Below are 25,910 nucleotides of genomic sequence, written 5' to 3'. Positions count from 1 at the left end.
GTAGCCGGTCAGTACTCCCGATAGGTGGCCTCGTCGAAGTCCGCGTACCCGCCGTCGCCGGCGAGGTCCTGCACCCACAGACCCAGGAACGCGCCGGTGAACCCCCAGGCCTCCGGTTCCCCGTCGACCACCACCGCGGCGTGCTCGTCGGAGAGGATCGTCGCGTCCAGCTCGACCGGCAGGTCCCGCCACCCCGCTCCCAGGTCGTACGCGAAGCGCAGCACCGGCCCGTCGAACGCCACCCGCAGGCCGACCCGTCCGGCGTCGCTGGCGTCGACGGTCAGCTCGGGATAGGCGGTCCGCCGGCCGCTGTCGGCACTGAGCAGCTCCAGCACCACCCGGCCGTCATCCGCGCGCGTCAGGTAAAGGTGGTGCCAGTTCATGCTGTTGTAGTAGCCGGTGACACCCGCCAGGTGGCGGTGGCTGGCGGGGGTGAACTCGACCACCGTTTCCAGCGAACACCGCGCCGCCGCCGCCCGCCGCGCCACCAGGCTCGGCGCCTGCCGGCCGACCGGCGACTGTCCGCCGTGGACCCGCAGGTACGACGGCCGGGACCGCAGGTCGATCCAGTCGGGGGTGGCCGGTCGGCGCAGGGTGGACCACCAGGGGGCCAGCGTGGGCGCGTCGAAGTCGTCGGTGGCCGGTTCGGTGGGCCAGGGGTGCGCGGGCAGATCCGGCGCGGGGATCTCCTCGGCCGGGACGCCGCCGGCGATGCTCGGCCAACCGCCCGGGGACCAGTCCACCCGCTGGATCGCCGTCTCCCGGCCGAGCACGCAGTTGCCCAGTGGGGTGTAGGGGCGCCCCACCAGGTGGGCGAGGTACCACTCGCCGCGCTGGGTCTGGACGAGGCTGCCGTGGCCGGCCTTCTGCAGGGGCAGGTCCGGTCGGCCGAGAGAGGTGAGCAGCGGGCCGTCCGGGTGTGCCTCGTACGGCCCGTGCAGGTTGCGGGACCGCGCGACGGTGACCTGGTGCTCCCAGCTCGTACCGCCCTCGGCGGTGATCAGCCAGTACCAACCCTCGTGCCGGTAGATGTGCGGCCCCTCGGTGAGCCCGGCCGCCGTGCCGGTAAAGATGATCTCGGGTCGGCCGGTCAGCTGACGACGGTCCCGGTCGTACCGCTGGATCTCGATGCCGCCGAACCGGTCCCGGCCGGGTCGCCAGTCGGCGCTCATCGACAGCAGCCAGCTGCTGCCGTCCTCGTCGTGGAACAGCGCCGCGTCGAAGCCGCGCGAGTGTAGCGGCACCGGATCCGACCAGGGACCGCCGATGTCGGGCGCGGTGACGAGGAAGTTCCGCACGTCCCAGTAGCCGCTGGCGAAGCTGGCCACGTCGCTGTAGACCAGGTGGAACAGGCCGTCGTGATAGGACAGATCGGGTGCCCACACCCCGTTGGAGTCGCCGCACCCCCACAGGTCGAGCAGCCGGCGCTCGGTGATGATCCCGCCCAGCGCGCGCCAGTGGACCAGGTCCCGCGAGTGGTGCACCCGGACGCCGGGATACCACTCGAAGGTGGAGGTGGCCAGGTAGTAGTCGTCGCCCACGCGCAGGATCGACGGGTCCGGGTGGAAGCCGGTGAGGACGGGGTTGCGGATCGACCGGGCGGTGGCCACGTCTGCGATCTCGGTCGACATGGTGGGCTCCTTCAGCCTTCTGCTTCCGGCATTGTTCCGGAAGTCGTCGGTCCCCTGGTGTCGGAATTCCGCTCACCGTAACGGTTTGGGTCGACGTTGGACAGCCCCTTGACCGGGGTGGACATCGCGTCGTAACGTGCCGGCCATCACACGGATCGATACCGGCATCAAGCCGAAACTTCCGGTCAGGATTTCCGCACTTCCCGCCGAGCGATCGGCGGGTCCGAGAGCTCCACACGTCCTCGAAGGGAATGGCACATGACGGCGCACATCTCCCGCAGGTCACTGTTGGCCCTGGCCGGCGCGGGCACCGGCGCACTGTTGCTGGGCGCCTGCGGCGGCGATGATTCCGACGACCCGAACGGTCAGCAGACCATCAACTGGTGGCACATCCAGAACACCGATCCGATGTTGCCGGTCTGGGACGCGATGGCCAAGGAGTACCAGGCCGCGCACTCCAACGTCAAGATCGAGATCCAACCGCTGGAGAACGACGCCTTCAAGGCCAAGCTCACCCCGGCGACCCAGGCCGGAACGCCGCCGGACCTGTTCCAGTCCTGGGGCGGCGGCGTGCTCAAGCAGCAGGTCGACGCCGGGCTGGTCAAGGACATCACCGCGGACGTGCAGTCGTGGATCGGCAAGCTGTCGCCACCGGCGGTCGAGCCGTACACCATCGACGGCAAGATCTACGGCATTCCGTTCGACGCGGGCATGATCGGCTTCTGGTACAACAAGGACCTGTTCGCCAAGGCCGGCATCACCGCACCGCCGGCCACCTGGGCCGAGCTGCTGACCACCGTACAGAAGATCAAGTCCGCGGGCGTGGTCCCGGTCGCGCTGGCCGGCCAGGCGAAATGGCCCGGCCACTACTACTGGGCGTACCTGGCGATGCGGGTCGGCGGCACGGAGATCTTCCAGAGCGCCCTCAAGGACGGCAACTTCGACCTGCCGGAGTTCGTCGCCGCCGGCCAGCGGCTCAAGGAGCTGGTTGATCTGGCGCCGTTCCAGAAGGGCTTCCTGGGGGCGGAGTACGGCACGCCCGACGGGCAGGCGGCGACGATGGGCAACGGTGGCGCGGCGATGGAGCTGATGGGCCAGTGGGCCCCGTCGGTGCAGGCGTCCTCGTCAACAAACAAGAAGGGCATCGGGGACAAGCTCGCGTTCTTCCCGTTCCCGACGGTGGACGGCGGCAAGGGGCAGCTCACGGACGCGATGGGCGGGGGCAACGGCTTCGCGGTCGGCAAGGACGCGCCCCCGGCGACCGTCGACTTCCTCAAGACGTTGCTTGACGACGCCAACCAGCGTCGGGAAGCGGAAACCGGCGCGGTGCTGCCCACCAACAAGGCCGCCGTCGACGCCATCGCGGACCCGAACGGCAAGATCGTCGCGGAGCGGTTGGCCAACGCGACCGACTTCCAGCTCTACCTGGACCAGGCGTTCCCACCTGCCGTGGGGCAGCAGATCAACGACAGCGTGGCCGAGCTGATCGCCGGGCGGAGGAGTCCGGAGCAGATCGTCAAGGACATCACCACGGTGGCGAAGAACCAGTAACGATGGCGACCATCCACGACCCCGTGGCCGGTCGCCGGGTCCCGGCGGCGGCTCCGGCGATCTCGCCGGAGCCGCACCGTCGGGACCGATCGGGCGTCCGCCGGCTGGGCACCATCGCGATCTTCCTGGCGCCCGCCCTCGTACTCTTTTTGCTGCTGGTCATCGCGCCGATCCTGGTCGCGGCGTACGGCAGCCTGTTCAAGTGGAACGGCTTCGGCCTGCCCGAACAGAACGTCGGCCTGGACAACTTCACCCGGGCGTTGGGTGATCCCATCTTCCAGGGTGACCTGTGGCGGGCGCTGGTGCTGATCACGCTCTCACTTGTCATCCAACTACCCGTCTCGCTCGGCCTGGCTATGCTGCTCAACCAGCCACTGCGCGGGCGCGGCGTCTACCGGCTGCTGTTCTTCGCCCCGTACGTGATCTCCGAGGTCACCACGGCGGTGCTGTTCACCCTGGTGTTCTCGCCGAACCGGGGTTTCGGGGAGACCTTCTCCCGATGGTTCGGCACCGAGGTCGGCGGGGCGATCTTCGCCGACCCGGACACCGTCTTGTACGCCCTCTTCCTGGTCATCTCCTGGAAGTACTTCGGCCTGCACATGATCCTCTATCTGGCCGGCCGACAGGGCATCCCCCGGGAGCTGACCGAGGCCGCCACCACCGACGGGGCCAACGCCTGGCAGACCTTCCGGCACGTGACGCTGCCGCTGCTCGGCCCCACCATCCGGATCAGCATCTTCCTCTCCGTGATCGGCACCATCCAGCTCTTCGACATGGTGTGGGTGCTCACCGGGGGCGGGCCGATCCACGCGTCGGAAACCATGGCGGTGACCATGTACCAGTACGGCTTCCGCCGCTTCGAGGTGGGCTACGCCAGCGCCATCAGCATCGTCATGTTCCTGTTGAGCCTCGTCTTCGCCCTCGCGTACCAGCGCTTCGTGCTGCGTCGGGACACCGCCGGGGCGATCACCACCGCGGGGGTCCAACGATGAGTGGAGGTGCGCCGATGAGTGGGGCGGGAACGACCAGCCGGACGGAGGCGACGCGTGGACGGGCGCGGACGAACGGACGGACCGGGCAGCGGATCCGGCACCTGACGCTGCATCTCATCTCGATAGCGGTCGGCGCGCTCATCGTGATCCCGATCGGGTTCGGCGTCCTGGGCGGGTTCAAGGACAACGGCCAGTTGTCCACCAACCCGCTGGGCCTGCCGGACCCGTGGCGGCCGGGGAACTACACCGGCATCCTCGCCGACGAGGTGTTCTGGCGACAACTCGCCAACAGCACGCTTATCGCGCTGGCCACCACGATCGTCGTGGTGGGCGCCTCGGCGATGGCGTCGTTCGTCTTCGCCCGGTTCGTCTTCCGCGGCCGGGAACTCGTGTTCACCCTCTTCGCCGTCGGACTGATGTTCCCGTTCGCGGTGGCGATCCTGCCGCTGTTCGTCCTGCTCCGCAGCCTGGGTCTGCTGGACAACCCGCTGGGCGTCATCCTCCCGCAGGCCGCCTTCGGGCTGCCGGTGACCATCATCATCCTGCGCCAGTTCTTCCGGACGATCCCGGCCGAGGTCGAGGAGGCCGCCACGCTGGACGGCTGCACGGCGTTCGGGTTCTTCTGGCGGATCCTGCTGCCGATGGCCCGACCGGCACTGGCCACCGTCTCGGTCCTGGCGATCGTGGCGAGCTGGAACAACTTCATGCTGCCGCTCGTGGTGTTCACCGACCAGAGCTGGTGGACCCTGCCCGTCGGTGTGCAGGCCTTCCAGGGTCAGTATGGTGACGACACCGCCCGGGTGCTGGCGTACGTCGTGTTGTCGATGGTCCCGGCGCTCGGCTTCTATGCAGTGGCCGAACGCCAGCTCGTCGGCGGCCTGGCGGGCAGCGTCAAGGGCTGAGTCAGGGCCCGGCACACGGCCGGGTCAAGGCTGAAGTCAGGCACCGAGCGGAAGGGCGACCAGTGGCCGAGGGTGACAACCGAACGGTAACCATCGCGGCGATCGCGCGGCTGGCCGGGGTATCCGTGCCCACGGTGTCGCGGGTCATCAACGGCCGGTCCGACGTGGCGCCGCAGACCCGGGAACGGGTCGAGGAGCTGCTCACCCGGCACGGATACCGGCGCCGGCCGCCGAGCATGCGGGCCAGCTCCGGCCTGCTGGACCTGGTCTTTCCCGATCTCGACAGCCCGTGGGCCGTGGAGATCATCCGGGGGGTGGAGGACGTCGCGCACGCGGCCGGAGTCGGCACCGTCGTCTCGGCCATCCACCGGCGCACCTCGTCGGCGAAGCAGTGGCTGGACAACATCCGCACCCGGTCGACGAGCGGGGTCATCTTCGTGACCTCCACGCTCGAACCGCCGCAGCAGGCCGAGCTGCGCCGGCTCAACATCCCGGTGGTCATCGTCGACCCTGCGGGTGTGCCGCCGCAGGGCGCTCCCACCATCGGGGCCACCAACTGGGCGGGCGGGCTGAGCGCCACCGAGTACCTGCTCGGCCTCGGCCACCGGCGGATCGGGTTCATCGCGGGGCCCCCTCAGCTGATGTGCAGCCGTGCCCGGCTGGACGGCTACCGGGCGGCGCTGGAGGCGTCCGGCGTCGCCGTCGACGACGCGCTGATCCAGCCGGGCAACTTCTATCACGAGGCCGGTTTCGCCGGCGGGACGAAGCTGCTCGACCTGCCCGATCCGCCGACCGCCATCTTCGCCTCCAGCGACCAGATGGCACTGGGTGTCTACGAGGCGGTCCGCCAGCGCGGCCTGCGGGTGCCGGACGACATCAGCGTGGTGGGTTTCGACGATCTGCCGGAGGTGCGCTGGTGTTCGCCGCCGCTGACCACGGTCCGCCAGCCGTTGAGCGAGATGGGCATGCTCGCCGCGCGCACCCTGCTCCGGCTCGCGAATGGCGAGCGGATCGAGAGCCCGCGGGTGGAACTGGCCACCGAACTGGTGGTCCGGGACAGTGCGGCCGAGTCCCACCAATAGACGCTCTCCGATAGTTACCGGAAGTTGTTGACTCGCCGCTGCGCGCAGATCACGATAGGGATCGCAGTAAGTCGATGTCGGTCGTGCCTCCGACGTGATCGATCCGTCCGGTCCCGCCTCCGCAGTCCGGGCCCGCGTGTCGCCACCGGGCGGATCCAACCGGAGCACTGGGCAGGCCGCCTTCCATTCGTGCTCAGGAGAGATCATGACGTATCCGTGTCCCCGGGTCGCTCCGTCCCGGCACCGCCTCGTGGTCCCGCTGGTGCTCGCCATGCTGGCGGCACTCGCCGTACCGTTGCTGTCGGCCACCCCGGCCGAAGCGTCCGCGCCACTGCGGACGCACGCCGCCGCCAAGGGCAAGTTCATCGGCTTCGCCGCGGCCACCGGCCCGCTGGCCAACGAGTCCGCCTACCGGACCATCGCGCAGACCGAGTTCAACCAGATCACCGCCGAGAACGCGATGAAGTGGGACGCCACCGAACCGTCCGACAACAACTGGAACTTCTCCGGCGCCGACCAGATCGTCAACTTCGCCACCGCCAACAACCAGCAGGTGCACGGCCACACCCTGGTCTGGCACAACCAGACGTCGAGCTGGGTGCACAACCTCGGCGCCTCGGCCATGCGCACCGCCATGCAGGACCACATCAACACCCTGGTGGGTCGCTACGCGAACAATCCCGCGGTGGTGTCGTGGGATGTCGTCAACGAGGTGTTCGAGGAGAACGGCAGCTTCCGGTCCAGCTTCTGGTACAACACGCTCGGCTCCGGCTTCATCGCCGACGCGTTCCGGTACGCCCGCGCCGCCGACCCGGACGCCCGGCTGTGCATCAACGACTACAACGTCGAGGGCATCAACGCCAAGAGCACCGCCATGTACGACCTCGTCCGCTCGCTGCGGGCGCAGAACGTGCCGGTCGACTGCGTCGGCTTCCAGACCCACCTGGCCACCCAGTACGGCTTCCCGACCAGCTTCCAGCAGAACCTCCAGCGCTTCGCGGACCTGGGCGTGCAGGTGCGGATCACCGAACTGGACGTGCGGATCCAGATGCCGCGCAGCTCGGCCAAGGACGCCACCCAGGCGACCTACTACCGCAACGTCGTCGACGCCTGCCTCGCGGTGACGGCGTGCGCCGGCATCACGATCTGGGGATTCACCGACAAGCACTCGTGGGTGCCGGACACCTTCCCGAGCGAGGGCGCCGCGCTGATCTACGACGAGAACTACCAGCGCAAGCCGTCGTACACCGCCGTGCACGACGCGCTGGCGGCCGGAAGCGGCGGTGACACCAGCCCGCCCACCGCGCCCGGCACCCTCACCTCGTCCGGCGTCACCGCCAGCAGCGCGAGCCTGTCCTGGACCGCCGCCACCGACAACGTCGGCGTCACCGGATACGACATCCTGCGCGCCCCCGGCACCAGCGGCGGCACCTTCACCCAGGTCGGCACCGCCACCACCACGTCGTTCACCGACACCGGCCTGACCGCCAACACCACCTACCGCTACCAGGTACGCGCCCGCGACGCCGCCGGCAACCTGTCCCCCGTCTCCAACACCGTCACCGTCACCACCACCGGCGGCGGGGGTGACGACACGACTCCGCCCACCGCGCCCGGCACCCTCACCTCGTCCGGCGTCACCGCCAGCAGCGCGAGCCTGTCCTGGACCGCCGCCACCGACAACGTCGGCGTCACCGGATACGACATCCTGCGCGCCCCCGGCACCAGCGGCGGCACCTTCACCCAGGTCGGCACCGCCACCACCACGTCGTTCACCGACACCGGCCTGACCGCCAACACCACCTACCGCTACCAGGTACGCGCCCGCGACGCCGCCGGCAACCTGTCCCCCGTCTCCAACACCGTCACCGTCACCACCACCGGCGGCGGGAGCGGCGGCTGCTCGGCCACCGCCACCGTGCAGACCCAGTGGAACGGCGGTTACGTCATCCAGCCGGTCACCGTCACGAACACGGGTACCGCGCCGATCAGCGGCTGGACCGTCACGTTCACCCTGCCGTCCGGGCAGACGCTCGTCGGCTCGTGGAACGCGGCGGTGACGGTAAGCGGTCAGACCGCGACCGCCCGCAATGCCGCCTACAACGGTTCTCTCGGTCCCAACGCGAGCACCAGCTTCGGGTTCCAGGTCGCCCGGCCAGGCGGTGACAGCACCGTCGCCGGCAGCTTCACCTGCACCGCCGGATAGTTCCGACCGCCGAGCCGGTAGTGGCCCACCTCGACCGGGTGGGCCACTACCCCGGTTCGGCGTCCGCCGGCTCCACGACCCCGACCCATCAGGGTCACTGTCCGCCGGACCCGGCCAGCACGCGCCGCAACTCGCGCTTGAGCACCTTGTGGCTCGGCCCGATCGGCAGCGTCTCGACGTACCGGACCTGCCGCGGATACTTGTGCCGGCCAAGGCGGGCCCGCGACCAGTCGACGAGGTCCTGCTCGCTGGGCAACGGCGCTCCGGCCGGATCGGGCACCACCACCGCGCAGACCTCCTCGCCATGCGACGGGTCCGGCACTCCGATCACCGCGACCTGCCCGATCGCCGGGTGCTGCGACAGCACCTCCTCCACCTCGCGCGGATACACGTTGAACCCGCCGCGGATGATGATGTCCTTCTTGCGGTCGACGATTGTGACGAAACCGTCGGCGTCCTTGCGGCCGAGGTCCCCGCTGCGGAACCAGCCGTCGACGATCGCCTCGGCGGTCGCCTCGGGACGGCCCAGGTACCCGGCGAAGACGTTGTGGCCGCGGATGACGATCTCCCCGAGTTCACCGGTCGGCAACAGCTCGATCCGGTCGTCCAGCTCCGCCCGGGCGATCTCCACCTCCACGCCCCAGACCGGGTGCCCGATCGTGCCGGCCCGGGTGCCGTACGCCGGCTGGTTGCAGGTCGCCGACGGGGAGGTCTCGGACAGGCCGTACCCCTCGAAGACGGTCGTGTCGAACGCCGCGGCGAAGCCCTGGAGCACGGCCAGGGGCAGCGACGCCCCACCGGAGACGCACATCCGCAACGCGGGTCGTTCCGGGCGGTCCCGGCTTGCGTCGAGCAGCGCGATGTACATGGTCGGCACGCCGTGGAAGACGGTCACCTTCTCGCGCACCATGAGGTCGATCGCCGCCGGGCCGGTGAACCGGCTGAGCAGCACGAGCGTGGCGCCGATCCGGAAGGTCCCGTTCATCGCGACGGTCTGCCCGAAACTGTGGAACAGCGGCAGGCAGCCGAGCACCACGTCGGTATCGCGCGCGTCGTTGGCGTCGAACACGTTGACGGTGGCGTTCATGACCAGGTTGAGGTGGGTGAGCATGGCGCCCTTGGGGGCGCCCGTGGTGCCGCTCGTGTAGATGACGACCGCGGTGTCCTCGGCCGACCGGGTCAGGTACGAGGGCAGCGGCGTCGATGATCCGTGGAGGTCCTCCAGGCGCTGGATGTCGACGTCCCCGTCCGGCCGTCCCACCGCGACCAGCGGCACGCCGGCCGCGTTCGCCGCCCGGATTCCCGTCGCGAGTTGGGAGGTGTGGCAGACGAGCAGCCGGGCGCCGCTGTCGCGCAGCACATACCCGATCTCGTCGGCGGTGAGCAGCAGGTGGATCGGCACCAGCACCGCGCCGGCGGCGAGGGCACCGTAGTAGACCCGGGGGAACTCGACGACGTTGGGGGCGAGCAGGGCCACCCGGTCGCCGGGGCGGACCCCCAGCTCGCGCAGCCCGGCCGCGTAGCAGCGGGCCTCCAGCCACAGTTCGGCGTACGTCACCCGGATGTCGCCGTCGATGACGGCGACCGTGTCCGGGTGCCGGCGGGCGGACTCGGCGAGCACCATGGCCAGCGACAGGGCGGTCATCGGGTCGATCCGAGGTAGAGCCGGCTCACCGTGTCGGCGACACAACAGGGCTTCCCGCCGGCGTCGGAGTCCACTTGGACCCGGGTGACGAGCTGCGCGCCGCCGTCGATCCCGGACACGTCCTGGATGACCGCCGTGGCCCGGATCGAGCCGCCCACCACCACCGGGGCCGGGAAGCGGACCCGGTTGAGTCCGTAGTTGACGCCCATTCGCACGCCGTCGACCCGGTACAGGCGACCGACGAGCGCGGGTAGCAGCGACAGGGTCAGGAAGCCGTGGGCGATGGTGCCGCCGTAGGGCCCGGCGGCGGCCCGCTCCGGGTCCGTGTGGATCCACTGGTGGTCGTCGGTGGCGTCGGCGAACAGGTCGACGCGGCTCTGGTCGATCCGCAGCCACGGTCCCGGCCCGAGGGTCTGCCCGACGGCCGTGGCGAGTTCGGAGATGCCGGTGAAGGTCCTCATCCCAGGTGCCCACCGAGCCGGGTGTAGCCGCGCAACAGGTCCCGGGCGATGATCAGACGTTGCATCTCGTCGGTGCCCTCGAAGATCCGGTAGAGCCGCACCTGCCGGTACCAGCGTTCGACGGGCAGCTCGCGGGTGTAGCCCATGCCGCCGTGGATCTGCAGTACCCGGTCAACCACCCGGTTCACCATGCCCGCGGCGTAGAGCTTGCACATCGAGGACGCGTGCCGGGGGTCGAGGCCCTGGTCGACGGTCCAGGCGGCGCGCAGGACGAGCCAGCGGGCCGCCTCCAGCTCGGTCTCCGAGTCGGCGATCATCCATTGGATGGCCTGGTTGGTGCCGATCGGGGCGCCAAAGGTCTCCCGGGTGTTGGCGTGGTCGATCGCCATCCCGAGGGCCCGTTCGGCGATCCCGAGGGCGTGCGAGGGGATGGTGTAGCGCCCCTTGCCGATCCATTCCATGCCGAGCGTGAAGCCCTGGCCGATCTCGCCGAGGATGTTGCGGTGCGGCACCCGTACGTCGTCGAAGATCAGCGACGCGGGCCCGCCCTCCCCCATGGTCTGGATGAACTCCGAACGCCATCCCATGGCCCGGTCCACCAGGAAGGCGGTCGCCCCGCCGTTGCGGGCCCCCAGCCCTGGGTCGGTCACCGCCACCACGATGGCGAAGTCGGCGTCGTGGCCGTTGGTGATGAAGGTCTTCTCCCCGGTGAGGATCCAGTCGTCGCCGTCCCGCCGGGCGCTGAGCCTGATGTTCGCCGCGTCCGAGCCGGCGCCGGGTTCGGTGATGGCGAAGCACGAGATCCGTTCCCCCTCGATGGTGGGGACGAGGAACTCCCGTTGCTGTTCCTCGTTGGCGTGGAACAGGATGTTGTCCGCCTCGCCACCGAATCGGAACGGCACGAACGACCGGCCGATCTCGGTCCAGATGAGGGACTGGGTGACGGCCGGCAGGTCCATGCCGCCGTACTGCTCGGGTGTGGCAAGGCCCCAGAAGCCGAACTTCCTGGCCTTGAGTTGCAACTCCCGCAACTCGGACCGGTCCAGCCCGGGGCGGTGGGCGCGCTCGCGACGGAGCACCTCCTGCTCCAGCGGCATCACCTCCCGGCGGATGAAGTCACGAGCCGTGTCCCGGATGGCCCGTTCCTCGTCGGACAACGCGAAGTCCATGTCGCCTCCTGATCCTCGCCGCGGCGGAGGTGCGTGACCTATAAACTAGCGGTGCAAGTTTTAGTTCGTCCAGACCCGTTGTGGCAGAGTTCTGGCGACCGACCCAGGCTCTGCGGACCACCGCCCGAAGGAGGACCGATGCCCCGGCCGCGGCAGGCGCTGCTCAGCCGGCAGCGGATCGTCGAGACCGCCGCCGCGCTTATCGACGCGGACGGTCTGGCGGCGTTCTCCACCCGCCGGCTCGCCAGCGAACTCGGCGTTCGCGGCCCGTCGCTCTACAACCACTTCGCCACCAAGGACGAGATCCTCGACGCGGTGGCCGACAGCGTCACCGGCCGGGTGGACGTCTCGTACTTCGGCAGCGTGGACTGGCGCGAGGCGCTGCGCCGGTGGGGACACTCGTACCGCGCCGCGCTCGCCGCGCATCCGCACATCGTGCCGCACCTCGCGACGGGACCGGGGCGACGGCCGGCCGCGCTGACGATGGCCGACGCCGTCTACGGCGGGCTGGTCGACGCCGGCTGGCCGCCCGCGCGAGCGACCCACATCGGGGCGCTCATGCGCTACTTCGTGGCGGGTTCCGCGCTCGGCTCGTTCGCCCGCGGCTTCGTGGACGACCCCGGCCTGTACGCCGAGCAGTATCCGCACCTCACGCAGGCGCACCGGCTCGCCGAGCATCAGCAGCGCGTCGACGAGGGCGCGTTCACCCTCGGGCTCGACGCGCTGATCGAGGGACTCTCCCGCACCTACGAGCGGACCGTCGGACCGCTGCCGCCCCTCCCGCCAGCCACCAACGCGTACTAGAGTAAAAACTTGCACCGCTAGTTAGAGGGACCGGCGACCGGACGGTGGAGGCGGCTCCGCCCCGGTCCACCGCCGGTCTCTCGGGCCACGTAAGGGGCGCGGATGGATCTGGCACGGACCGACCTCTACCTCGACGGCCGCTGGGTCCCGGCGCCCGACACGGCCACCATCGAGGTCTGGAATCCGACGACCGAGGAGGTCATCGCCACCGTCCCGGCCGGCACGGCGTCCGATGTGGACAAGGCAGTCGGTGCGGCCCGGGCCGCCTTCGACGGCTGGGCCGCCACCGCGCCCGCCGACCGGGCAGCGGCCCTGGACCGCGTGCACGCCGCGCTGGCCAGCCGGTCCGACGACATCGCCCGCACCGTCGCGCTGGAGCTGGGCACCCCACTCAAGGTGGCCACCCGGATCCAGGCTGGCCTGCCGCTGACGGTCCTGCGCGGGTACGTCGAGCTGGCCGCCCGCCCGACCGAGGAGCACCGGGTGGGCAACTCGCTTGTGGCACGCGAACCGGTCGGCGTGGTCGGCGCGATCACGCCGTGGAACTACCCACTGCACCAGATCATGGCCAAGCTCGCCCCGGCGCTGGCCGCCGGTTGCCCGGTCGTGCTGAAACCCAGTGAACTGACCCCGCTGGTGGCGTACCTGCTCTTCGACGCGATCGACGAGGCCGGCCTGCCGCCGGGAGTGGTGAACCTGGTCACCGGCACCGGACCGGAGGCCGGCGCGGCACTCGCCGCGCACCCGGACGTCGACCTGGTCTCGTTCACCGGGTCCACCGTCACCGGCCGACGGATCGCCCGCGTCGCCGCTGACCGGATCGCCCGGGTCGCGCTGGAGCTGGGCGGGAAGTCGGCAAACGTCATCCTCGAAGACGCCGACCTGGCCACCGCGGTGAAGGTCGGGGTCGGCAACGCCTTCCTCAACTCCGGGCAAACCTGCACCGCCTGGACCCGGATGCTGGTGCACCGGTCCCGGTACGCCGAGGCGGTCGAGCTGGCGGCCAGGGCCGCGGCCGGTTACCGGCTCGGTGACCCGTTCGACCCGGACACCCGGCTGGGCCCCCTCGTCTCGGCGGCGCAGCGGGACCGGGTCCGCGACCACGTCGTCCGGGGCCTGGCCGACGGGGGTCGGCTGGTGGCCGGCGGACCCGAGGCCCCGGTGCCGGACCGGGGCTACTTCGTCGCTCCGACCGTGATCGCCGACGTCGACCCCGACAGCGCCCTGGCCCAGGAGGAAATCTTCGGTCCGGTGCTCTCGGTGATCCCGGTCGACAACGACGAACATGCGGTGGCGGTGGCAAACAACTCCCGGTACGGGCTGGCCGGCGCCGTCTGGTCGCTCGACGAGGAGCGCGCGCTGCGGGTCGCACGACGGATGCGCACCGGCGCCGTGGACATCAACGGTGCCCCGTTCAACCCACTCGCCCCGTTCGGTGGCTACAAGCAGTCCGGCGTCGGCCGCGAACTGGGTAGCTATGGCCTGGACGAGTTCTGCGAGGTCAAGGCCATCCAACGATGAGGGCGCTTGTCGTACGCGGGGTGGCGGCGACGCCCCGGGTGGAGGACGTCGACCTGGCCGGGCCGGGTCCGGGCGAAGTCCGGGTGGCGATCCGCGCCGCTGGAGTGTGCCATTCCGACCTGTCCATGGTCGACGGTACGGTGTCTCCGACGTACCCACTGGTGCTCGGCCACGAGGCGGCCGGCGTGGTGACCGAGGTCGGCCCAGCGGTCAGCCGGGTCGTTCCCGGTGCGCACGTGGTGCTGAACTGGGCGCCACCGTGCCGGCGATGCTGGTTCTGCGGACACGGCGAGCCGTGGCTGTGCGAACGTACGGGATCTCCGGCCGCCGCCCGGGGCCGCGCCTCGACCGGTGAGCCGCTACACGTCACGCTCGGCCTCGGGGCGTTGGCCGAGCAGGTGGTGGTGTCTGAGCACGCCGTGATCCCGGTCCCGGCCGAACTGCCCTTCGACGCGGCGGCGTTGCTCGGCTGCGCGGTGCTCACCGGCGTCGGCGCGGTACGCCGTACCGCCTCGGTCACCGCCGGCGACTCGGTGGCGGTGATCGGCCTCGGCGGGGTCGGCCTGTCCGCGGTCGCCGCCGCCCGCGCGGCCGGGGCCGAACCGGTGCTCGCGGTCGACGTCTCCCCCGCCAAGGCGGACCTCGCGATGGCGGCGGGAGCCACCGACTTCCTGCTCGCCGACGACGCGCTGAGCCGCTCCGTACGGTCGCGCACCGGCGGCCGGGGCGTCGACCACGCCCTGGAATGCGTCGGACGCTCCGCCACCATCCGCGCCGCCTGGCGGGCCACGCGCCGAGGCGGGCAGGTGGTCGTGGTCGGCATGGGGGCGAAGGACGACATCGTCGGCCTGAGCGCCCTGGAGATCTTCCACTCGGCCAGGACGCTGCGCTCCTCGGTGTACGGCTCGTCCGATCCCGACCGGGACCTGCCAGAGCTGGCCCGGGCCGTGCTCGACGGCCGGCTCGACCTGACTCCGCTGATCACCCACCGGACCGGTCTGGACGATGCCGCGGCGGCCTTCACCCGGATGGCCCGGGGCGAGGGCGCGCGGACCGTCGTGACGCCGTAGCGCGGGGTCGAACAGCGTCTTCCGCGGCTCGCCGTTATCGACCGTTCCAACCGGCGGGAAGGGAGTAGTGCCACCCTTCCCGCCAGGCGAAGGGTGCGTCGACCTGGTCTTCCAGCGGGATCCCGGTGAGCAGACTGGCAAGCGCCCACCGGTTGGCGGAATGCGCTATGACAAGGACCCTCCTGCCGTCCCACTCGCGTGCGACATCGGTGAGGAAGTCGCGGGTCTGGTCGACGACGTCCTGGTAGCTCTGCCCTCCGGGGAACGGCCGGTGAATGTGCTGGGACCTGATGCGGGCGAGTTCGCTGACCGGCATACCGTTCAACGTTCCGTAGTCGCACTCGCGCAGTCGAGGGTCCTGGCGGATCGGGATCCCGGTCCCGGCGAAGGCGATGTCCGCTGTCTCGACCGCGCGGGCGAGGTCCGACGTGAACACCATGGCGATGCCATCCGATCTGCGGCGTCGTCCCAGCTCCTGAGCGAGCTTCCGGCCCGTCTCCGACAGTTGGCCGGGCAGCCAGCCGGTAGCGAAGCCGGCCTCGTTGTCGGTGGTGATCGAGTGGGTCTCGTAGACGATCTCGACTGCCATCGCGTGCTCCTCCGCACCGCGCGGGACGGCCATGCCGCCGTCGCCGGCCCGACGAGCACTCTATGCGTGACCATCGTCGGCCGGTCACGCCAGCGCGCGGGCCAGTTCAATGCGCGACCGGACCCCCAGTCGGTTGAAGATGTTGCGCAGATGGTGGTCGATCGTGCGGGTGGACAGGAACATCCGGGCGGCGATCTCCTTGTTGGTGGCGCCCTCGGCGACCAGTTGCGCGATCCGCAACTGCTGGCCGGTCAACGCCCGAGCCACCGGTAGGTCCGGGCCACCGACCGACTCGCCTGCCGCCCGCAGCTCTGCCGCCGCCTGCTCGGCCCATCTCGCCAGGCCCAGACAGGTGAACGTCTCCCGGGCGCTGTGCAGGTGTTCGCGGGCGTCCCGGGGTCGCCGCCGCCGCCGCAGTTCCCGCCCGAAGAGCAACTCGGTGCGGGCCCGCTCGAACGCGCCGCCGGTCGCCGGGTGCAGGCGCAACGCCGTACCGAAGGCATCCACCGCCTCGACGCTGCCCCGTGGCGCCAGCAGCGCGCGGCACCGGGCGGCGATCGCCCGGCGCGCCGGGCTCGCCGTGCCGGCCGCCCACCGGTCGAACACGGTGAGGGCGGCGTGGGCCGCCGGCCGGTGGCCGACCTGGGCGGCGGCCTCCACCAGGTACGGCGTTGCCATCACATGGACCAGCACCTGCCCTCGACCGGTGCCAGGCTGCGCGAGAGCGGCCAACCGGGCCGCGGCGTCGGCGTGTCGGCCGTCGACCAGGTCCAACACCGCGAGGGCCCACTGCGCGAGGGCGCGGGGACGGCTGTGCGTCCCGATGCCGTCCCCGATCTCCTGGATCCGGCGCAGGCTGGCGGCGCGGTCGCCGCGGATCGCCGCGAGGACGGCAAGCATGCCGAGGTGGGCGGCGGCGCTGTTGCGCTGACCGGTGTCCCGGGCGATCCGCAGCCCGTCCCGGCAACTGGCGGCCGCCACGTCGGGAAGGCCCATCCAGTACTCGGCCACCGCGCGCAACTCCAGGGCCCGGGGCAGCGCGGACAGTTCCCCGCGGGTCCGGGCCAGCTCGACGGCACGGTCGGCGAGCCGGTGGGCCACGCCGTCGACGGCCACCAGCAGGCCGGCGGAGGCGGCCCAGGCCAGGGCGCTCGGGGTGAGTGCCGGTCCGGTCACCTGGCCACCGAGGACCACGGCCCGCCGCAACGCCGGTCCGGCCCGGTCGTGGTCGCCCCGCAACGTCGCCGCGACACCCGTGAGGTACGCGGTCATCAACTCCGTACCGGGCGGGTCGCCGGGACGGGGCAGGTCGCCGGCCCGGCGCTCCACCTCGGCGTATCGGAACTGGTCGCCGGCGAAGCAGACCGCCTCGCCGGCCCGGACCAGCGCGGTGAGGGCCAGGGAACGATCGGTGCCGGCCAGCCGGTCCGCCGCGGCGAGCAGCGCGGTCAGTGCCGCCGGAAGCTGCCCGCCGCGCAGTTCCATCTCCCCCCGCAGCAGGTCGGCCCGGCCGACCAACGGCGGGTCGGCCGCGTCGCGGATCGCGTCCTGGGCGAGCAGTCGGGCCCGGCACGGCTCACCGGCCGCCCAGGCGTGGCGGGCGGCGGCCAACCGGCGTGCGGCGGCCCGAGCGGGATCGGCGCTCAGGTCGGCGGCATGATGCAACGCGGCGGCCGCGGTGCGGTGGTCGATGGGGGCGTCGCTGGTCATCGGCTCCTGGTCGCCTTCGGCGCCGGCCGCCGTCGCCAGCTCGGACGCCAGCTCGGGATCCGAGCCTTCGGCGGCGGCCGCGAGGTGCAGGGCCAGCCGCAGCCGGTGTCGGGGACCGCTGTCCGGCAGCCCGGTCAGCAGGTCGGCGAGGAGCAGATGTGCCCATCGACGATCGGCGAGCGGAGCGGTGGCGACGACCATGGCCCGCGCCATCGGCTGCGGGAACGTCACGGTACGCGCCTCCACCCGGACGAGTCCGGCGATCTCGGCCGGGGCGAGGGCCTCGATCCCCGGGCCCGCGTCCCGGGCGGAGCGGAGCAGTGTGCTCGCGTCCAGGTCGTCGTCGATGGCGGCGAGCAGCAGCAACCGCCGGGTCTCCACCGGCAGCCGGTCGAGCCGGGCACGGTAGTGCCGACCCAGCACGCCATCGGGCGGTGGTGCGGCGGGCAGCGGTTCGTCACCCCGGCGCTGCGCGGGAGTCAGCGAGTTCGCGAGGTCCACAAGCGCCTGCGGGTTGCCCCCGGCAACCGTGCCGAGCGCCGTGGCGACGGGTTCCGGCAGATCATCGGGAAGGTGATCGGTGAGGACGGCCCGGCTGTGCTGATCGTCGAGGGCTGACAGCCGGACGGTGGGAATCCCGCCGGTCGCGGCATCGACGCCGCCGCTGAGGATGACCGATGCGGGCACGTGCCGCAGCCGCCGGGCCACGAAGGCCAGAACCTCGGCGGTGGGCCGATCGCCGAGGTCGACGTCGTCCATCGTGCAGAGCAGCGGACGCTCCCGGGCGGCGCCGGCGAGCAGGCCCAGCACGGCCATCGACAGGGCCAGCCGCTGATCAGCGGGGCACCCGTCCCCCGTCACGGCGTCCAGGAGCACGCGGCGTTGCCGGTGCGGCAGCAGACTGGTCCGGTCGAGCAGCGGATCCAGGAGCCGTTGCAGCCCCGCGTACGGAAGAGCCGCCTCCTCGGCCAGCCCGGCCCCGGCGAGGACCGTACGGTCCCTCGCGTGCCGGTGGGCGTAGCTCAGCAGGGCGGTGCGCCCGGAGCCGGGATCGCCCAGCATCAGCAGTGCTCCCCCGGCGTGCGCGTCGAGCAGCCCGCGGATCGTCCGGCACTCCTCGTCTCGACCACGCAGCACGGCTATTTGCACTGTCGATGCATTAACCATGGAGTCAGTGTGACTCATCGGTAACTTCTTGGAAAGAGGTTCGTAACCTCAGCGGGTCTCCCACCGGCGCCGGCACGAACGCCGGTCCACGCCGGCCGTCAGCGTCCCGCCACCTCCGTGAGCAGGGCGGACACTGTTCGGGTCAGCACCGCGCGCGATTGTTCGACGCCGAGGCCCAGCCCGTCCCGCAGCATCGACCAGGCCGGCCACATACTCGCGGCGACCACCGCGTACACCAGGTGCTCCCGACCGGCGCCGGCCCGCTCCAACTCGGCGGCGAAGAGCTGCTCGACCTCCGCGCGTACCCGGGCTGTGTGCTTTCGACGGTTGCGACGCAACTGCTCCGAGACCGGCTCGCGCATCTGGGCGGCCCGGGCGAAGGGGGCGATCACCTGGAGTTGCCGGACCCGCTGCCGGCAGTACGCGTCGATCCGCTTCGCCAACGGCAGCGACGGCGAGAGCGACCGGTGGGCGGCATCCTGCCGCCGCAGCACCTCCACGCCACTCGCCTCGAACAGCGTCTCCATGTCCTTGAAGTTGGTCCAGAGGGTACGCAGTGAGATGCCGGCCCGCTCGGCGATGCGCTCTCCGGTGGGCCGCAGGTCGCCCTCGGCGATGAGCGCGAGGTGCGCCTCGACGATCGCCGTCCGGGTCCGTTCCGCCCGGGCGGTCCGCCCGTCGACCCGGTCCGGAGCCCCCACCGCAGCCACCTTCCGGTCGCCCCCTCTCGCCACGCCGGTCACTCCTGCCGCATTCGAACGCCGAGTCTAGACACGTCACTATCGGCGGGTTCGCGACCAGTACCGGCCAGCCCGGGCGGGACACCGGGTCGGTCCCGCCGGCCTGGTTGGTCACGGATCGGTCCCGCCGGCCCGGACGGTCACGCCGGCCGGACGGTCCCGCCGGCCCGGACGGTCCCGCCGGCCCGGACGGTCCCGCCGGCCCCGTGCGGGCGCGGCCCCACACCGCCCGCCCGGACGGTCACAGCCCCGCGACACCAGGCCCGCGGCTCGACCGACGGTCCCGCGGTCGCGGTCCACCGGCGATCGGATCGGATCGGCCGCAGATCTTGGACAGATTCCGTCGTATAGCAACGGATTCTGTCCAAGATCTGTGGGGACCGCCGGGCGTCCCGGCTGTGCGTTACCGCCGGGCGCTGGCCCGGCTGCGGGCCGTGTTCGACGGGCTGGCCGCCGCGATGGCCGGGCCCCGCCTGTGCGTCCCGCCGGGCATCCCGTCCGCGCGTCCCGCCGGCATCCCGCCGGGCATCCCGCCGGGCATCCCGAGGCCGGGACGCCGCGGCGGTCAGGAGGCCGTCGGGATGCCGTTGCTCGGCGGTGCCACCGGTGGTGCCGAATACTCGCTTACCGGCCCGTCCCCCTCATCCGTCTCGAACGTGGGGCCGAAGTACGTCTGCACGCCTGCGGTCACCCGGCTCAGTCGGTGCCCGCCGTAGCCGGAGTGGTCGGTGGCGGAGAACCGCAGCGGGGCGAGTCCCGGACCCTGGTACCCACCCTTGCGGACGGCCTCGATCACCGATTCGCGGGTGAGGTCTTTCCCGGCCGCGAGGAGCACCTGCACGAACAGGTAACCCACCGACATTCCGTAGACGATGTTGCCGTCGAACGGCGCATCGCCGTTGTGCTCCTTGTTGACCTTCATGAAGAGCTGGATCCACGGATCCGCGGTGTCGTTCTGCATCGGCAGGTAGTTGGCACCGATCATTCCCTCGAGCAGCGGGGCGGCCTCGCCGAGTTGCTTCGCCAGGGTCGGATGGTCGGCGCCCACGTTGGAGACCACCCACTGCGGCTTGAATCCCAGTCGGGCGGCGGTGCCGATCGAGAGGGCCGTGAAGCCCGGCACGGTGGCGAGGATGGCGACCTGGCAGCCCGCGGCCTTGAACGCGCCGATCTGCGGGGCCACGTTTGTGTTGCTCGTGACGTAGGTCTGGCGGGACACGAGAGTGGTGGCGCCCAACACCCGCTCCACGCCGGCCAGGCTGTCCCGGCCGAAGTCGTCGTCCTGGCCGAGGAAGCAGACCCGCTGGCCGGGCAGGTTGGCCTTGACGTGGTTGGCCAGGATCTTGCCCTCCACCGTGTAGTCGGTGTTGAAGCCGAAGGTGCCCGGGTACTTGTCGGGCTGGTCCCAGCTCCGGCTGCCCGAGGCGACGAACAGGTCCGGCACCCGGTTGCTCTTGAGGAAGTCGAGTACGCCGGTGTGGGTGGGCGTGCCGAGTCCGTTGAGAATGGCGAAGACCTTGTCCTGCAGCACCAGTTGGCGGACGACCTGCTGGGTGTTGGCCGGGTTGTACCCGTCATCCATGATTTTGTAGGTGATCTTCCGGCCATGTACGCCACCGTTGGCGTTGACGTAGTCGAAGTACGCCTTGGTCGCCGGGGCGATCTTGGAGTAGCCGGCCGAGGCCGGCCCGGTCAGCGGCATGTGCGTGCCGACCAGGATCTCGGTGTCCGTGACGCCGGGCACCGGGGCGCCACCTCCGTCGTCTGATCCACCGCCACATCCGGCAGCGGTGATGAGCAGGGTGACGACGGTGGCGATCGCGAGTCCGCGTCGTGAAGCTCGTCGCATGTGAGGCACCGACCTTTCCTCGGTCCGGTTTGTCAGGTGGTGATCTGTCAGGTGGTGGTCAGTGGGAACGGTTCATCGGCGCGGCGCCCGCCGCCGGCCGAACGGAAGCCGCCGGGACGGAAGCCAGCGGGACGGGAGCCGGCCGCGCAGCAGGTGGCCGAGACGGGTCAGCAGACCCTGCACACCGCCCGGCGCGGTGATCATGACGACGACCAACGCGCCCCCGAAGATGGCGAGGGGGAGGTTGCCCTCCATGCGTTGCGCCGCCGCGGGTGACAGGTCGAACAGTTCGGTCAGGCTGTGCGTCAGGTCGGGCAGGGCGACCAGCAGCACGGCGCCCCACACCGCTCCGGCCAGCCGGCCGAGGCCGCCGATGACGACTGCCATCAGCAGGAAGAGCGAGAGGGTCAGTGAGAACGCGCCCGGGGACACGCTCTGCGCGAGGACCGCGAGCACGCCACCACCGAGCCCGGCACCGGCCGCGCTGACCACGAACGCGAGCACCTTCGTACGCGCGACATGGATTCCGGCGAGGGCGGCGGCCGCCTCGTCGTCACGGACCGCCCGCAGTGTTCGGCCGTACCGGCTGCGAACCAGGTTGGCCAGCAACAACAGGGTCAGGAGTGCGGCGGCACCGGCGATCCAGAGCTGCCACCGCTCGTACGGGAAGTACAGGCCGAGCGCCACCGGCGGCGGCTCGACGGGAACCGAGAGTCCCTGTTCGCCGTTGAACACCCCGTCGAACGTGACGGTCAGCGCGGGCACGACGACCGCGACGGCAAGGGTGACACCGGCGAGGTAGGGACCTCGCAGCCGGGCCGCCGCCACGCCGATGACGGCTCCGAACCCGATTGCCGCCACCACGGCCACGGCCATCGACAACGGGAGTGTCCACCCCGCCGTGACACCCCGGTCGCCGAAAGCGGTCTGGCAGAATGCGACCGCGTACGCCCCGACGGCCATCAGCGCGCCATGCCCCAGGGAGAGCTGCCCGTTGAGTCCGGTGAGGACGGTCAGCCCGGCGGTCGCGCAGAGGTAGGCGGCCACGGTGGCCAACTGGAAGTTCCGGAACGGCTCCAGCTCGTAGCTGACGACCACCAGGAGCAGCGCGGCGACCCCGGTGATGGCGAGATGGCGCAGCAGGGTCGACCGGTGCCGTTCGCCGGCCACCCGGTCGCGTCCGTCGGCCACCGGGGTCGCGGGAGGGGCCGCCGCCCGGGTGGTGCTCACACCTGCCTCGCGGTGACCGGTGCAAACAGGCCGGCCGGACGGGCCAGGAGCACCACCAGCAGCAGGACGAGCACCGCGAGGGGGGTGAGGTCGCTGCCGGCGTATCCGCTGACGTAGGAGAGCAGGAGCCCGACCAGGAGGCCGCCGACGACCGCCCCTGGCGGACTGTCCAGCCCACCCACGACGGCCGCCGTGAACGCGGAGACGAAGACCAGGTCCATCGCGTGCGGGTGCAGACCGAGTTCGGTGGGAAGGGCGAGCATGGCGGCCAGGGCGCCGACGCCGGAGGCCAGGGCCCAGCCGAGCGTGAGCATGCCGCCGACATTGACCCCGAGCAGTCGCGAGACGTCGGGAGCGAACGCCGCGGCGCGCATCCGCAACCCGACGGGGGTACGGGCGAAGATCCAGGCGAGTCCGACGACCACCACTCCCACGGTCACGAACGCGAAGATGTCGTACGGAGACAGCACGGCCACCCCGCCCACGGTGAGCGCCGCCCGCGAGAAGGGCGTCCCGGCCGGCCGGAACTCATTCCCGTAGACCATGCCGAGGACGGCCTGAATGAGCAGGACCAGCCCGAGGGCCACGATCACCGGGTTGAGCGGGGAGCGGTGGTCGACGAAGCGCATCACCGCCAGGTCGACGACCGCGCCGAGCAGCAGCCCGACGAGGAACGCCACTCCGAAGCCGAGCCAGTATGAGCCGGTCGCGGCGGTGACGCTGTAGGCCACGTATGCGGCGGCGACGGCCATCGCTCCCTGGGCGAAGTTGACGATGCGGGCGGCCCGCCAGATGAGCACCAGGGCCAGCGCGAAGGCGGCATAGACCGCACCCTTCGACAGGCCGTCGACGGTGAGGAACACGAAGCGGTCCAACAGGTCCCCCTTCTAGAAACCGAGGTAGGCGTGCCGTAGGTCGGCGTCGTCCCGCAGCGCCGTGGCCGGCGCGGTGGTGACTATCCGGCCGAGGGCCATCACCACGCCCTGGTCGGCGACCGAGAGTGCGCTGCGCACGTTCTGCTCGACGAGCAGCACCGTCAGCCCGGTGTCGTCACGCAGCCGGCGCAGCAGCGCCATGGTCTGGGCCACCACCCGGGGCGCCAGGCCGAGCGAGGGCTCGTCGAGCAGCAACAGCCGGGGCCGACCGACGAGGGCTCGGCCGAGGGCCAACATCTGCCGTTCGCCGCCGGAAAGCTGGTGCCCGGGGTGTCGGCGCCGCCGGGCCAGCGGTTCGAAGAGTTGGTAGACGTCGTCGAGGGCGCGGTCCGCGGCCGCCCGGTCGCGGCGCCACAGCCCGCCAAGACGCAGGTTCTCGTCGACGGTCAGTTCGCTGATGACCCCGCGACCCTCCGGCACGTGGGCCAGGCCACGCCGGACAAGCTGCTCCACCGGCGTCCCCCGCAGATCCTCCCCGTCGAGGACGATCCGGCCGGAGGTGGGCCGGATCATGCCGGAGATGGCGCGCAGCAGGGTCGTCTTGCCGGCGCCGTTGGCCCCGACCACCGCCGCGATGCTGCCCCGGGGAACCGTCAGGTCGACGGAGTGCAAGACCGGAACGGGGCCGTAGCCGGCCACCACACCTTGGACCGCGAGCAGGTCGTCCGGCGTCATCGGGCCGTCTCCCCGGCCGGTGCCGCCGCCTCGTCCCGGGCCGTCTCCCCGGCCGGGCCGGCCTCGCCGGGCGGTGCCACGTCACCGGGCGGTGCCACCTCAACCGCGGGAGCGACCTCGTCGGCGGGAGCGCCGAGGTAGGCGTCGGCGACCGCCGGATCGTCGCGGACCTGGTCCGGGGTGCCGGTCGCGATGACGCGCCCGAAGTCCAGCACCACGATCCGGTCGCAGACCGACATCACGAGATCCATGTGGTGCTCCACGAGGAGCACCGCGCACGGGTCGGCCTGCCGGTGGGGCAGGTCGCGGATCAGTGACGCGAGGTCGGCGATGTCCTCGGCGCCGAGGCCACCGGCGGGCTCGTCGAGCAGGAGCAGCCGGGGCCGCGCGGCGAGGGCACGGGCCAGCGCGACCCGCTGACGTACGGCGAAGGGCAGGGTCTGCGGCACGGCGTCGGCGTGTGCCGCGATGCCGAGGTCCCCGAGGATGTCGAGGGCCTGCCGGCGCAACCGGCGCTCGTCCCGGTCGCTGGGGGGCAGGCCGAACACGGCGGACAGGAACCCGGCACGGGCCGCCGCCGAGGCCCCGGTCATGACGTTCTCCAGCACCGTGAGCCCGGCGAACAGGCCGGTGCCCTGGAGGGTGCGGGCGATGCCGAGCCGGGTCAGCCGGTGCGGCCGTGGCCGCAGCGGTCGCCCGTCGAAGGTCAGCGAGCCGCTGTCCGCCGGGACGAACCCGCAGACCACGTTGAACAGGGTGGTCTTGCCTGCCCCGTTGGGTCCGATCACGCCGACCACCTGCCGGGGTTGCACCCGCAGCGAGACGTCGTCGAGCGCGGTGAGGCCACCGAAGCGCACTCCGATGTGGTGCAGTGCGAGGCCTTGATCCATCGCCTTCCCTCGGATCGGCGGGATACTATTTACACTGGGAGTGTACTTTTCTTGGAACTCGGGTCAATACCCTTGATGTCCACTAACGACCGACGACAGGGCGGCCGGCGGGGAGACAGCGGCAGGCGGCCGACGACGGCACGGTGATGGGGCGGCCACCCACAGGCGGCCGCCCCGGTCGGCGATCAGGCATGCGGACAGGTGTCGCGGTACTCCTCGATGGCGAGGCCACTCGGTCCCGGGCAGAGGAACTGCTCGTAGCGGGTGTCGTTGTCGACGAACCGCTTGAGCCACGCCACCGCCTGCTTGGCCATCGGCGTGTTGGTGGTCTGCGGGAAGAAGTGGTCCTCCCCGTTCAACTCCAGGTACGCCTTCTCGGCCGAGGCCGGAATGCTGTTGTAGAACGGCTCGGAGTGCGACGAGACGGAGGCGATGCTGTCGTACTCACCACCGACGATCAAAGTCGGCACCCGCAGCTCCGACCAGCTCTTGTCCAGGTTCCACGGGGCCAGCGGCACGGCGGCCTGCAGGGACGGGCGGTCCGAGGCGGCCTCCAGGCTGCCACCGCCGCCCATCGAGTGGCCGGCCACCGCGAGCCTCGCGCCGTCGATCCGGGTACGGACGGAACTCCGGTCCACCAGGTAGTCGAGCGCGGCCAGCAACTGCCGGCCACGGCTGTCCGGCTGGTCGAAGATGGAGTTCGTCTCGATCCCGATGACGACGAAACCGTGCGAGGCGATGCGCGGACCGAGCCAGCTCAGGCTGGACCAGCGGGCGGTGTAGCCGGGCGAGATGGCGACGGCGCCGAACGTGCCCTCGCTGGTGCTGGTCGGGTAGTAGATGGTGCCACCGCCGAAGCCGGTGACGCTGAGCGAGGAGACGCTGTACGAGGATGTCGCGAACGGGCCCCGGCTGGCCTCCAGGCTCGCGTTGGTCGGGGCGGGGCCCCGCTCGTACGGGTTGTCCGCGGCCTGCGCGGCGGGCGAGCCGGCGACGACCGCGCCGGCGGCGAGGATGCCGGTCAGCACCAGGCCGGCCAGGGTACGGGCGGTGGAGCGGATGGGGGTGGGTGATCGCACGTCGGGTACTCC

At 71.3% G+C, this 25,910-nt stretch carries 21 protein-coding genes; 8 read left to right on the top strand and 13 right to left on the bottom strand.

The features are described 5' to 3' along the window. Positions 1–8 precede the first annotated feature (8 nt). On the bottom strand, positions 9–1,631 hold the full coding sequence (locus ACFQUZ_RS10760) for a glycoside hydrolase family 43 protein (protein ID WP_377440801.1): 1,623 nt from the start codon (positions 1,629–1,631) through the stop codon (positions 9–11). 258 nt (positions 1,632–1,889) lie between these two features. Here ACFQUZ_RS10760 and ACFQUZ_RS10755 point away from each other — a divergent pair, with 258 nt between their 5' ends. From ACFQUZ_RS10755 to ACFQUZ_RS10735, 5 genes are all read left to right on the top strand, one after another. Continuing rightward, on the top strand, positions 1,890–3,182 hold the full coding sequence (locus ACFQUZ_RS10755) for an extracellular solute-binding protein (RefSeq protein ID WP_377440798.1): 1,293 nt from the start codon (positions 1,890–1,892) through the stop codon (positions 3,180–3,182). A 2-nt stretch (positions 3,183–3,184) separates the two neighbouring features. Further along, on the top strand, positions 3,185–4,174 hold the full coding sequence (locus ACFQUZ_RS10750) for a carbohydrate ABC transporter permease (protein WP_377440796.1): 990 nt from the start codon (positions 3,185–3,187) through the stop codon (positions 4,172–4,174). Positions 4,175–4,188: 14 nt separating this feature from the next. After that, the gene (locus tag ACFQUZ_RS10745) at positions 4,189–5,076 is read left to right on the top strand and encodes a carbohydrate ABC transporter permease (RefSeq protein WP_377440794.1); all 888 of its coding nucleotides are present in this window, start codon (positions 4,189–4,191) and stop codon (positions 5,074–5,076) included. Between the two features lie 62 nt (positions 5,077–5,138). Continuing rightward, positions 5,139–6,158, top strand: coding sequence for a LacI family DNA-binding transcriptional regulator (locus ACFQUZ_RS10740; protein WP_377440792.1), 1,020 nt, complete (start codon positions 5,139–5,141; stop codon positions 6,156–6,158). A 205-nt stretch (positions 6,159–6,363) separates the two neighbouring features. Next, a complete protein-coding gene (locus tag ACFQUZ_RS10735) occupies positions 6,364–8,364 on the top strand; it encodes an endo-1,4-beta-xylanase (protein WP_377440790.1) in 2,001 nt (666 codons plus the stop codon). 94 nt (positions 8,365–8,458) lie between these two features. Here the strand turns inward: ACFQUZ_RS10735 and ACFQUZ_RS10730 are convergent, their stop codons facing one another. The 3 genes from ACFQUZ_RS10730 to ACFQUZ_RS10720 are packed head-to-tail and all read right to left on the bottom strand — an operon-like array spanning position 8,459 to position 11,639. Beyond that, on the bottom strand, positions 8,459–10,009 hold the full coding sequence (locus tag ACFQUZ_RS10730) for a long-chain fatty acid--CoA ligase (protein ID WP_377440788.1): 1,551 nt from the start codon (positions 10,007–10,009) through the stop codon (positions 8,459–8,461). Further along, entirely contained in the window at positions 10,006–10,470 is a 465-nt protein-coding gene (locus tag ACFQUZ_RS10725) for a MaoC family dehydratase (RefSeq protein WP_377440786.1), read from the bottom strand. Before ACFQUZ_RS10725 ends, ACFQUZ_RS10730 begins: the two co-directional genes overlap by 4 nt. Next, on the bottom strand, positions 10,467–11,639 hold the full coding sequence (locus tag ACFQUZ_RS10720) for an acyl-CoA dehydrogenase family protein (RefSeq protein ID WP_377440784.1): 1,173 nt from the start codon (positions 11,637–11,639) through the stop codon (positions 10,467–10,469). Before ACFQUZ_RS10720 ends, ACFQUZ_RS10725 begins: the two co-directional genes overlap by 4 nt. 138 nt (positions 11,640–11,777) lie before the next feature. On the opposite strand from ACFQUZ_RS10720, the gene ACFQUZ_RS10715 reads away from it, so the two are divergent. The 3 genes from ACFQUZ_RS10715 to ACFQUZ_RS10705 all read left to right on the top strand — a co-directional run bounded on the left by ACFQUZ_RS10715 (position 11,778) and on the right by ACFQUZ_RS10705 (position 15,034). Further along, positions 11,778–12,443 carry a TetR/AcrR family transcriptional regulator gene (locus ACFQUZ_RS10715; protein WP_377440782.1) on the top strand — a complete coding sequence of 222 codons (666 nt, stop codon included), beginning with the start codon at positions 11,778–11,780 and terminating at the stop codon, positions 12,441–12,443. A gap of 102 nt (positions 12,444–12,545) precedes the next feature. Then, positions 12,546–13,964 (top strand): aldehyde dehydrogenase family protein, encoded by a 1,419-nt coding sequence (locus tag ACFQUZ_RS10710; RefSeq protein WP_377440780.1) that lies wholly within the window; start codon positions 12,546–12,548, stop codon positions 13,962–13,964. Beyond that, positions 13,961–15,034, top strand: a complete 1,074-nt coding sequence (locus ACFQUZ_RS10705) for an alcohol dehydrogenase catalytic domain-containing protein (protein ID WP_377440778.1) — start codon at positions 13,961–13,963, stop codon at positions 15,032–15,034. Before ACFQUZ_RS10710 ends, ACFQUZ_RS10705 begins: the two co-directional genes overlap by 4 nt. A gap of 34 nt (positions 15,035–15,068) precedes the next feature. Here the strand turns inward: ACFQUZ_RS10705 and ACFQUZ_RS10700 are convergent, their stop codons facing one another. The 9 genes from ACFQUZ_RS10700 to ACFQUZ_RS10660 all read right to left on the bottom strand — a co-directional run bounded on the left by ACFQUZ_RS10700 (position 15,069) and on the right by ACFQUZ_RS10660 (position 25,898). Beyond that, complete coding sequence (locus ACFQUZ_RS10700) at positions 15,069–15,623, bottom strand: histidine phosphatase family protein (protein WP_377440776.1); 555 nt, start codon at positions 15,621–15,623, stop codon at positions 15,069–15,071. An 84-nt stretch (positions 15,624–15,707) separates the two neighbouring features. Continuing rightward, on the bottom strand, positions 15,708–18,500 hold the full coding sequence (locus tag ACFQUZ_RS10695; protein WP_377440774.1) for a LuxR C-terminal-related transcriptional regulator: 2,793 nt from the start codon (positions 18,498–18,500) through the stop codon (positions 15,708–15,710). 98 nt (positions 18,501–18,598) lie between these two features. Further along, on the bottom strand, positions 18,599–19,201 hold the full coding sequence (locus tag ACFQUZ_RS10690) for a TetR/AcrR family transcriptional regulator (RefSeq protein WP_377440772.1): 603 nt from the start codon (positions 19,199–19,201) through the stop codon (positions 18,599–18,601). A gap of 604 nt (positions 19,202–19,805) precedes the next feature. Next, positions 19,806–21,089 (bottom strand): ABC transporter substrate-binding protein, encoded by a 1,284-nt coding sequence (locus ACFQUZ_RS10685; protein ID WP_377440770.1) that lies wholly within the window; start codon positions 21,087–21,089, stop codon positions 19,806–19,808. A 72-nt stretch (positions 21,090–21,161) separates the two neighbouring features. Next, positions 21,162–22,319, bottom strand: coding sequence for a branched-chain amino acid ABC transporter permease (locus ACFQUZ_RS10680; RefSeq protein ID WP_377440768.1), 1,158 nt, complete (start codon positions 22,317–22,319; stop codon positions 21,162–21,164). Next, positions 22,316–23,194 (bottom strand): branched-chain amino acid ABC transporter permease, encoded by an 879-nt coding sequence (locus ACFQUZ_RS10675; RefSeq protein ID WP_377440766.1) that lies wholly within the window; start codon positions 23,192–23,194, stop codon positions 22,316–22,318. The genes ACFQUZ_RS10680 and ACFQUZ_RS10675 overlap by 4 nt, the downstream gene beginning before the upstream one ends. A gap of 12 nt (positions 23,195–23,206) precedes the next feature. Further along, positions 23,207–23,929 carry an ABC transporter ATP-binding protein gene (locus ACFQUZ_RS10670; RefSeq protein WP_377440764.1) on the bottom strand — a complete coding sequence of 241 codons (723 nt, stop codon included), beginning with the start codon at positions 23,927–23,929 and terminating at the stop codon, positions 23,207–23,209. Beyond that, on the bottom strand, positions 23,926–24,819 hold the full coding sequence (locus ACFQUZ_RS10665) for an ABC transporter ATP-binding protein (RefSeq protein ID WP_377440762.1): 894 nt from the start codon (positions 24,817–24,819) through the stop codon (positions 23,926–23,928). The genes ACFQUZ_RS10670 and ACFQUZ_RS10665 overlap by 4 nt, the downstream gene beginning before the upstream one ends. A gap of 185 nt (positions 24,820–25,004) precedes the next feature. After that, positions 25,005–25,898 carry an alpha/beta hydrolase family protein gene (locus tag ACFQUZ_RS10660; protein ID WP_377440760.1) on the bottom strand — a complete coding sequence of 298 codons (894 nt, stop codon included), beginning with the start codon at positions 25,896–25,898 and terminating at the stop codon, positions 25,005–25,007. Between the last annotated feature and the right edge of the window lie 12 nt (positions 25,899–25,910).

The sequence above is a fragment of the Plantactinospora sp. GCM10030261 genome (assembly GCF_042666615.1).
Lineage (GTDB): Bacteria > Actinomycetota > Actinomycetes > Mycobacteriales > Micromonosporaceae > KBS50.
The sequence above is the reverse complement of the archived record's forward strand: the minus strand, read 5'-3'. Positions and strand labels throughout refer to the sequence as shown.